The organism is Flavobacterium notoginsengisoli, assembly GCF_042686225.1.
Taxonomy (GTDB): Bacteria; Bacteroidota; Bacteroidia; order Flavobacteriales; family Flavobacteriaceae; genus Flavobacterium; species Flavobacterium notoginsengisoli.
In genome coordinates, this window is sequence record NZ_JBHUOT010000022.1 from 1 (window position 1) to 6,330 (window position 6,330).

The window sequence follows — 6,330 nt, forward strand, 5'->3', positions numbered from 1 at the left end:
TGCCTATAAAATCAATACTGCCATCCTCAAGCCAGCGGACAAGATCTCCTGTCTTGTAGATGATGTCTCCTTCCACAAATGGATTGCATACAAACTTCTCTTTTGTCAGTTCATCTTGATTAAGATAACCTGACGATACTCCGGACCCTCCAATACACAGCTCGCCAACTACCCCGACAGGCAATAGGGAGTTGCTGGAATTTAAAACATAAAAACGGGTATTGGTTAGTGGTTTACCTATTGGAATGGTGTCTGTATCATCAGCTATCTCATAAATAGCATGACAGGCAGCATATACTGTCGTCTCTGTAGGTCCATAAACATGAAGTATCCGGTCCGATCCCAATGCTGCCAACATTTTACGAACAGGTGGCACGGAAACTTTTTCCCCTCCGAATAATAACAGCCTCAAACTCGACAATAACGACAAGTCATACTCTGCTAAAGAATTAAACAAAGCTGTGGTTACAAAGATAATACTCAATTCATACCTCTTTATGGTCTGAGCGATAGCACCTGCATCGGAAGCCGTGGCTTTATCTATCAAATAAAGACACGCCCCGTTTAAGAGACTTCCGAAAATCTCATACGTAGATCCGTCAAAAGCATAATTCGACCATTGCAATACCCGGTCCGAACCGGTAACTGAAATCTTGCTCGATGGATCGTTGATAAGGGTGATAATGTTTTTGTCGTTGATGGCAATACCTTTGGGGACACCGGTTGTTCCTGATGTATACATTACATAGGCTATCGAACACTGTTCCCTTTCACTGGAAACTTCTGAAGTTTCATAACCAGAGGATTCTTCCAGATTTAAGAAAGTATATTCCGAAACAGATAAACTTGACAATAAGGATTCATCCCTGTACAAAAAGAAATTTACATTTGAATCGTTTAATATGTAGGATAATCGATTAGATGGCAATGATGGATCCAAGGGGACGTATGTACATCCTGATTTTAAAATCCCAAGCATACCAACAATCATATCAAAGCTTCTGTCAAAAAGGATTGCTATTCTGGAATCTCCAACCACACCAGATGAATTCAAATAATGGGCCAATTGATTGGATCGCTCGTCCAGTTCCTTATAAGACATCTTCCCTTCATTAAAAACAATCGCTGCTGCTTCAGGAGTTTTGATAACCTGCTCCCTGAATAGATCCACTACTGTTTTATCTTGAGAATAATCAAAGGAAGTGTCGTTAAAAACATGCAATAACTGCTTTTCTTCCTCCAAAGTCAATATGGACAGACTATCGATTGGCTGAGTGATATCACTACAAATGCTTATCAACAACTTCTGGTAATGCATCAGCATACGATCGATAGTAGATTTATCAAATAAAGCGGTACTGTACTCCATATTTAATGTAATCCCCAGATCATTCTCTGAAATATTTAGCATCAAATCAAACTTGGAAGTAATTCTTTCAAACTCGTAATCTGAAACAGATATGTCTTTTAACTGCAATTCTTTTGATGCCGCGGGCGTATTTTGTAATGCAAATAATACCTGAAACAACGGTGTCATGTTTCTGTCACGGGTGGTGACAACACGGTCAACAACCTTCTCAAAAGGTGCAAGCTGATGGTCATAACCTCCAAGGGTGGTTTCCTTAACTCTTGCCAAAAGTTCCCTGAAACTTGGATTGCCTCCAAGATCACTGCGAAGCGCCAGGGTGTTCACGAAAAAGCCGATCATACCTTCAAGCTCTGACTGGGTACGGTTGGAAATCGGGGTTCCCACACAGATATCTTCCTGTCCGCTATATCGGGACAAAAGCACTTTAAAGGCTGATAACATCATCATAAACAAGGTAACCCCCTCATACCTACATAGTGACTCCAAAGGGTAAATGATCGCCTTATCCAATAAAACTGAAACACTTGCCCCTGAAGTACTTTGGACAGGAGGACGGGGATAATCTAACGGAAGTGCCAAAGTGGTTACCCCTTTTAGTTTTTCCTGCCAATATACTAACTGATCCTCCAAAACCGATCCCTCCAGATATTTGCGCTGCCAAATGGCGTAGTCGGCATACTGAAGAGGAAGTTCCGCAAGCATGGCTTCCCTTCCCGCCTGAAGCGAGCTGTAAAGCTCCATAAATTCATGGCTAAGTATACCTTCCGACCAGCCGTCGCTGGCAATGTGGTGGAACACGCAAGCCAGTATGTACTGTTGCCCTCCCAAATCGTACAGACATGCCCGTAGCTTGTAGTCCTTGGACAGGTCGAACGCAGAACCAAGGTAACCTTCAAGGCTCTGCTCAAGCATGGAGCCCTCCGACATCTCAACATAGTCAAGATGCCAGTCCTGCGCTCCTATTATTTCCTGGTAGCCTATACCCTCTTCAGACAGAAGAAGGGTACGCAGCACCTCGTGACGAGAAACTATTCCCTGAAGGGTCTGCTCCAATATCGAAACATCAAGCGATCCCTGCAGTCGAAGCACAACCGGAATATGGTATTCAGTACTGCCCTGAAGCTGGTCAAGGAACCATAGACGCTCCTGGCTGAAGGACAAAGGAATACGTGAACGCTGATCATTCTTTTGAGAAACAATCTTTTCTAATAATTCATTTCTAGTATCTTCTTTTTCTAAGCTTTCTAAATAACTAATAATAAGATCTTTGTTTTCTTTTATTTCCGAAATTAAATTAGGGTTTATTTCAGCATTTGACTTAATACTTAATGAGCCGTCTTTTAATACTAACTTTATTTTTTCTTTATCTAATTTTCGAAAAAAACTTAAAAATTCCATATTTTATTAAAACTATATATTGATACTAATACTATATTCATTTGTCTCATTATCAAGCTTACGGATTTTATAATCTATATAAGATGCTAAATCTTCAACCGTAGTGAATTTGAAAATATTACGAATTGAAGTTTCTATTGATAATTCCCTACGAATTACAGAAACCAATTGAGTAGCTAGCAGACTATGTCCGCCTAGCTCAAAAAAATTATCGTAGATCCCAACCTTTTCCACTCCCAACAAATCCTGCCAAATAGCTACAAGTTGGTGTTCTGTTTCGGTACGTGGTTCCGCATACTCACACGTCGATAATTCGGCGCTATCATAATCAGGCAAGGCTTTTTTATTCAACTTCCCATTGCTAGTTAACGGCAATTCTTTCAACTCAACCCAGATCATGGGAACCATATATTCTGGTAGATTTTCTTTCAGTGCTTCCTGAAGTATTTTTTTATCTAGCACATCTTCCATAACCACATATCCTACCAGGCGTTTGTTGCCGCTTACATCTTCTTTGGCCAATACACAACACTGAATTACTCCCGATAATGAAGACAGGGCATTCTCTATTTCTCCCAGTTCAATTCGATGTCCACGAATCTTGACCTGATCATCTTTTCTTCCCAAAAGATCAACACTGCCATCAGGCAACCATCGAGCCAAATCACCTGTTTTATACAAACGGTCTCCTTCTTTAAAAGGATTAACTATAAATTTTTGTTGTGTTAATTCTTCTTGATTCAAATAACCTTTAGCCAATTGAACACCTCCAATACATAACTCGCCAACTACACCACGAGGAAGTATTGCATCATGAGTACCCAATATATAAAGTTGAACATTATCAATTGCTTTACCAATAATAACCTTCTCCAGATGCTTTAACTTCTGGGCTGTAACCCAAATCGTAGCTTCGGTAGGACCATATAAATTCCAGACTGTCTCACTGATAACAGTAAGACTGTCTTTTAATGATTCTTTGATGGCTTCGCCTCCTACTAAAACAACGACTTGTTCATTATTACGCCAGCCACTATCCACTAACATTTGCCAGGTTGATGGTGTCGCCTGCATAAAATCAGGAGTGAAATTCGCTATTGCTGAGCGAAGCGCATCTGCATCCCTAACAATCATATTATCCAACATAATAACTTTTGCCCCTAATAATAAGGGTACAAAAAGTTCTAGATAAAAAATATCAAAAGTATAGGTAGTTACAGAAAGAAAACTTTTTAAATCCTTCATTTCCAACTGGTCCGTCATGCTTAATAAAAAGTTCGCTAAACTTTTATGCATAATTGAAACGCCTTTCGGCCTGCCCGTACTTCCAGAGGTGTAGATCACATAGGCCAGATTATGGGGCAGCAATACAGTATCGGGTTTACCGGATGGATGACCGCAGATCAAATCCCACTGATCATCCAGCAACAGCACCGATACCGGATGTTCCTTCAATGCCGCATGGCTTGCAGAGCTGCTCAAAACCAGCTGTATTGCTGCATCTTCAAGCATATAGCCGATACGCTCTACTGGATACTCGGGATCGATAGGAACATACGCACCAGACGATTTCAAGATACCAAGTATTCCGACCAGCATCTCAACACTGCGCTCCAGACAGATCCCTACAAGGGTATCGGCAACAACGCCCCTACCGCACAGGTAATGCGCAAGCTGATTGGAACGTTCGTCCAATTCACGGTAGCTCAATTGCTCTCCCTCGAAAACAACCGCTATCGCATCAGGGCTCTTTACCACCTGCTCCTCGAACAAATCAACAACCGTCCTATCCAATGGATAATCAACACCTGTGGCATTGAAGACATCCAGAAGCTGGTGCTTCTCATCATTGGACAAAATATCCAGGCTCTGAATTCCTGTTTCCTCTAAGTTTATTCCTTCTGTAAGTCCAATCAAGGCTTGTTCCATATAAGAAATGATCCGGTCTGAACCAATACTTAAATCTACCTGAGCTGTCAGACCAAAATCAGTACCATAGTCATCTACACTAAATGTAAATGGATAATTGGTCCATTCATGGCCTGCTAAGATCTTCATGCCCAAAACAGTATCACTTTCCTGACCTGATGATGGTAAAGATGTCGAATGGCGGTAATTTAATATCGCACTAAACAAAGGGACATCATTAGAGATACCACTCCAGTGATGTATCTGGGACAAAGGGGTTTGTTCGTAAGACAACACATCCTGTAATCCATCCTTGACCTGTTTCAAATATTCTCCTAAACTACCCTTTAATTCCAAAAACAACGGCAATGTATTGATAAACAAACCTATAGAATCAGCCGCACCAACAGAACCTTGAAGTCTTCCTGAAAATAAAGATCCGAAAACAGCATACTCCTTGTTGCTGCATCTTCCTATCACAAGTCCGTAAGCTGCATGAAACAATACCGCCGGGGTTACTCCGAGTCTTATGCAAAAATGGCGTAATTCGGTACTTAATTCCCTTGAAAGAAGAACTTTGGACTCTTCGATACCTGATCCATTACCCAGAACACCTGAGATATTAAAAGGATATGTCGGTTCTTGAATCACTCCAAATAAAGACCTAAAATAGGTCTCTCCATTGTTGACCGATTGCGAGTGTAGTGTATGACCGATAAAATCACGGTACAAAACAGGAATAGGAAGACTTGATTCTTCTCCTGATAAATACAGACCAACCTCACCAACGATTTTCTCCAACCCGACGTGATCTAAAATAAGATGGTGCTGGTATAATACCAGATAATAGCAATCATGCTGCTGATCATCAGCTAATTTTAATTGTAATAAAGGTGCTTTTGAAAGGTCCATCCAATGACCTCCCGGAGCTATCATTAATTCTATTTGCGATAAAATATCTTTTGATGCATCCAATTCCAAACTATCTGCAGATAAAGACACTTCCCTCAAAACAACCTGCACAGCATGAGGCAAACCTTCACTTAAAATGCAAGTGCGTAAAACATCATGGCGGTTTACAACAAATTGCAACGCTTTTATAAAAGTATCTCGCTTCTCTTTGTCTGAAAACGAGAGCAGGCTCGGTAGGATGTAAGGATCTCCATGCGTATCGTCACTCATTAAATAATGAAAGTGGATCCCTTGCTGCAAAGGAGACAAGGGATAAATATCCTGAATATTGGAAACGCCTCCCGCAATGTTTTCTATTATTTTATCCAGATCGTCCTGACTCAGATCAACCAATGGAATCATCGAGGGAGTAATACAATTACATCCAGGTATGATGCCATTGGCAGGAACACGATAAACCACCGACAAGGAGGATAGCTTCCCACTCATTGAAGCTACCGTAGGGCTTTCAAAAATATCCTGTACCGTTATATGAAAATCGTTTTTTTGCAAACGAGAAATCAATTGAACAACCAATAAACTATGTCCTCCCAACTCAAAGAAGTTGTCATGGATGCCTACTTTTTCAACTCCCAGCAAATCCTGCCAGATAGCGGCCAATCGCATTTCAACATCATTTCGGGGTTCCACGTATTGCTTTGTCGATAATACAGAACTATCCGGTTCAGGCAGGGATTTCTTGT

The 6,330-nt window shown here is 40.9% G+C and carries 2 protein-coding genes; both read right to left on the minus strand.

Translation table 11 applies throughout. The features are described from left to right. Positions 1 to 2,767: non-ribosomal peptide synthetase (locus ACFS3A_RS26650; protein ID WP_379828764.1), on the minus strand; the 2,767-nt coding region annotated here is incomplete at its 3' end. Positions 2,768 to 2,779: 12 nt separating this feature from the next. Further along, the gene (locus ACFS3A_RS26655; protein WP_379828765.1) at positions 2,780 to 6,253 is read right to left on the minus strand and encodes a non-ribosomal peptide synthetase; all 3,474 of its coding nucleotides are present in this window, start codon (positions 6,251 to 6,253) and stop codon (positions 2,780 to 2,782) included. Positions 6,254 to 6,330 lie beyond the last annotated feature (77 nt).

Excerpts from the sequence above, each read along its gene's own strand:
- ACFS3A_RS26655 (WP_379828765.1), bottom strand. The coding sequence starts at position 6,253 with ATGCGATTGGCCGCTATCTGGCAGGATTTGCTGGGAGTTGAAAAAGTA.